The organism is Staphylococcus sp. LCT-H4, assembly GCF_001866145.1.
Taxonomy (GTDB): domain Bacteria; phylum Bacillota; class Bacilli; order Staphylococcales; family Staphylococcaceae; genus Staphylococcus; species Staphylococcus succinus.
The window spans coordinates 1-3,689 of sequence record NZ_MODY01000012.1; the positions used below are offsets into that span (position 1 = coordinate 1).

3 protein-coding genes and 2 pseudogenes are annotated in these 3,689 nt (G+C 32.3%); 2 read left to right on the plus strand and 3 right to left on the minus strand.

Features of this window, described 5'->3' with window-relative positions:
- Positions 1 to 168, plus strand: a pseudogene (locus BK821_RS13290) (IS6 family transposase); the annotation flags it as partial.
- Positions 169 to 241: 73 nt separating this feature from the next.
- Here BK821_RS13290 and BK821_RS13025 read toward each other — a convergent pair.
- Positions 242 to 1,279, minus strand: coding sequence for a 2,3-butanediol dehydrogenase (locus tag BK821_RS13025; RefSeq protein ID WP_002508690.1), 1,038 nt, complete (start codon positions 1,277 to 1,279; stop codon positions 242 to 244).
- 255 nt (positions 1,280 to 1,534) lie between these two features.
- Positions 1,535 to 2,059: a hypothetical protein gene (locus BK821_RS13030; RefSeq protein WP_071331837.1), complete on the minus strand. Its 525-nt coding sequence runs from the start codon at positions 2,057 to 2,059 to the stop codon at positions 1,535 to 1,537.
- Between the two features lie 236 nt (positions 2,060 to 2,295).
- Here BK821_RS13030 and BK821_RS13035 point away from each other — a divergent pair, with 236 nt between their 5' ends.
- A complete protein-coding gene (locus BK821_RS13035) occupies positions 2,296 to 3,444 on the plus strand; it encodes a zinc-dependent alcohol dehydrogenase (RefSeq protein ID WP_070704335.1) in 1,149 nt (382 codons plus the stop codon).
- Positions 3,445 to 3,521: 77 nt separating this feature from the next.
- On the opposite strand, the pseudogene BK821_RS13295 reads toward BK821_RS13035, so the two are convergent.
- Positions 3,522 to 3,689 (minus strand): annotated as a pseudogene (locus BK821_RS13295) (IS6 family transposase); the annotation flags it as partial.

Genomic DNA, 3,689 nt, shown 5'->3' on the forward strand with positions numbered 1-3,689 from the left:
CACCGTCATATTAAAGTAAGAAAGACAAGGTATCAAAGTATCAATACAACAAAGAATACTTTAAAAGGTATTGAATGTATTTACGCTCTATATAAAAAGAACCGCAGGTCTCTTCAGATCTACGGATTTTCGCCATGCCACGAAATTAGCATCATGCTAGCAAGTTAAACGAACACTGACATGATAAATTAGTGGTTAGCTATATTTTTTTACTTTGCAACAGAACCTTTTATAACCTATATTATAATTTAACGAGAATTTTTGCTTGTGATTTATCGTTTACAAGTTGTTCAAATCCTGACTCTACAATATCATTTAACTCAATTTCATCAGTAACGACGTCTTTTACTTTTAAATTACCTTCGTTAATTAAGTCTATTGTTTGTTGAAATGTAGTAGGTGTATAAGCAATCGTCGAAGTAAGTTTTACACCTGTATTCGTTAATTGCATTGGATTCCATTCAATAGGATGGCCGAATATAGAAACTATAACAACAATACCTCTTGCTTTAGTAACATCTATTGCAGATTTAAGTGTTGGCGCTACACCAGCTACCTCAAATGCTACATCAACGCCATTATCAGTGTATTTACTAATAATATCACTTGGGTTTGATTCACCAGAATTTATCGTATGAGTAGCACCTACTGATTTAGCTTTATTAAGTCGCTCTTCCGATAAATCGAAAACAAATATTTTGCTAGCACCAGCTGCTTTGGCTGCTATAGTTGTTAATAAACCGATTGGCCCTGCTCCAAAAATAGCAACAGTATCGCCAAATAGAACTTCGCCTTCTTTAATTGCTTGAACTGCAACAGCCGTCGGTTCTACAAGGGCGCCTTCTTTATCAGAAACATTATCTGGTAATTTATAAACATTCTCTTCTGGGGCGTTTGTAAATTCTGCAAATCCACCATCAGAACCTAAGCCTATAAATGAATAACCATCATAAAGGTCAATATTTTCTTCTTTTTCACGATTTGAAACTGTAGGATTAATAACAACACGATCGCCTTTGTTAAATTTTGTAACCTTAGAACCAATATCATCTACTACGCCTGCAAATTCGTGGCCTAATGTAACGGGCGCTTTTTGGCCAAGGAACGGGTCTGGTTTGTCTGTTGAAATAAATATAGGGCCTTCTAAGTATTCATGTAGATCTGTACCACAAATGCCAGCCCAAGACACTTTAACTTTAACCTCATTATCTTGTAACTCTTTAGATTTTCGATCTTCAACTCGTACATCCTTTTGACCATACCAAACTGCTGCTTTCATTGATAAAACCTCCTTGTTTTAGTTAATTTAATAGTATGCCTTTTAAAAATTACTTTCAAATAAACTAACCTTTTAATATAGTGTTTCTAAATTATTATATGATTAGAGTGTACTTTAAAAATACACAAAACGAATTTTTTTGACTATTATATTACTTATAAATAAAACTACCCACCTAAATAGATAGTTGATAATTACATGTTAATTTTGGTGAATGCTCACAGTTATTTAATTTACAATTATTCATTTTCTTACTTAAATAAACTGTAGTTCATAAATGGACTCATCTTCGTAGTTATTGAATTCGTCTATATGTCCTTTTAAAAATATTTCTTGTTTTTTTCTACTCACATTATGATAATAGGATAACTTAATACTCATATTGGATTCGTAACCATTATTTTTTATAGTATCGTCTAATTCATCAAATACTCTTTTATTTATAGGTAGCATATAACCTTCTTTACTAGGTAACATATTAACATATTTTTTTTGAATAACTTTATCTTCACCTAATAAAACTTCAATGGTGATTTTTTTTGCTGCTCCACCTCCTAAATTATATAACTTCAAATAATCTTCATGTTCTTCCGCATTAGAAGTGGTATTTTTTAAATTTAACCTTTGGTCTTTATCTCTAATTAATAAAATCTGATTAAATCCTAATGCAGGAATAAAACTTATTTTCATTTGGTAAAGTTGAACTGATACTGATACAAAATAAAATAAGGCCATAATAAATGTTCCGAGCGATCCGATCGCTGATATAATATTAATCATATTTAGCTCCTTTTTTTGACAAAGTAGTACACTGTCTTTGATAACTATAATATAAATTTCATATTAACTATATAAAAATGAGCATTAGATATCAATTTTTCAGCTATATAAATACGATTCTGGGTATTTTGCAACATATAAACGAACAATTTTCTAAAAAGATTAATAAATCAATTTATTCTTCTGAGTTTGCATTATAATATCACGGGTACAGTTTTTTAAGGAGTGTGGTATAAATGAAAGCAGTTACTTATCAAGGTCATAAAAACATGGAAGTGCGTGAAGTACATGATCCAATAATAGAAGAATCAACGGATGCAATTATAAAAATAACAGCTTCAGGTATATGTGGTTCTGATCTACATCTTTACCATCAAGGTGATTTATTTATGGATCCTGGTTTTGTTATTGGACATGAGCCAATGGGAATTGTAGAAGAAGTAGGAAAAGACGTTAAAACCTTGAAAAAGGGTGATAGAGTAGTTATACCTTTTAACATAGGTTGTGGCGATTGTTTCTATTGTAATAATGATATGGAATCTCAGTGTGATAATTCTAATCCATCACCGGCTAGTTGGAAAATGGATAATGGTGGGCTTTTCGGTTTTGGTGGCATGCACGGAAACCACTGGGGAGGTCAAGCAGAGTATTTAAGAGTTCCATTTGCTGATTTCTCCTCTTTCAAAGTTCCAGATAGTGATTTGAAAGACGAACAAGTATTATTTTTATCTGATGTTGTCCCAACAGCTTATTGGAGTGTTGAACATGCAGGCGTAAAATCTGGAGATACCGTCATTGTTCTCGGTTGTGGACCAATCGGTTTAATGGCTCAAAAATTTGCTAAATTAAAAGGCGCTGAACGTGTTATCGCCATTGACAATATAGAACATAGATTAAATCATGCTAAAAAATTCAACGGAGCTGAAGTGTATAATTTTTCTAAAGAAGATAATATAGGAAAATTACTTCATGAAAGCACACGCGGTGGTGCAGATGTCGTTATAGATTGTGTTGGAATGGATGGACAAATTGCTCAAGATGATTTAGAGATTAGTTCAAATTCAGCACAACGCGGTAATATTAGTCCAATTATTACAGCAGCTGAATCAGTACGAAAATTCGGGACGATTCAATTAACTGGTATTTACGGTACCCCTGCAGATAATTTTCCAATAGATTTAATTTTTAATAGAGATGTCCAAGTAAAAAGTGGCCAAGCCCCAGTTATTCATCAAATGCCAAAATTATATGAAATGATTAAAAATGAAGTTTTTGATCCAACAGAAATTATAACGCATACCTTGCCTTTAGAAGATGCCAGCCAAGCGTATGATATTTTCGATCAGAAAAAAGATAATAATATTAAAGTAATTCTAAAACCGTAATAATAAATATGTAAAGGAGGGTTCTGTTGCAAAGTAAAAAATATATCTAACCACTAATATATCATGTCAGTGTTCGCTTAACTTGCTAGCATGATGCTAATTTCGTGGCATGGGGAAAATCCGTAGATCTGAAGAGACCTGCGGTTCTTTTTATATAGAGCGTAAATACATTCAATACCTTTTAAAGTATTCTTTGCCGTATTGATACTTTGATAACTTGTCTTTCTTACTTTAATATGACGGTG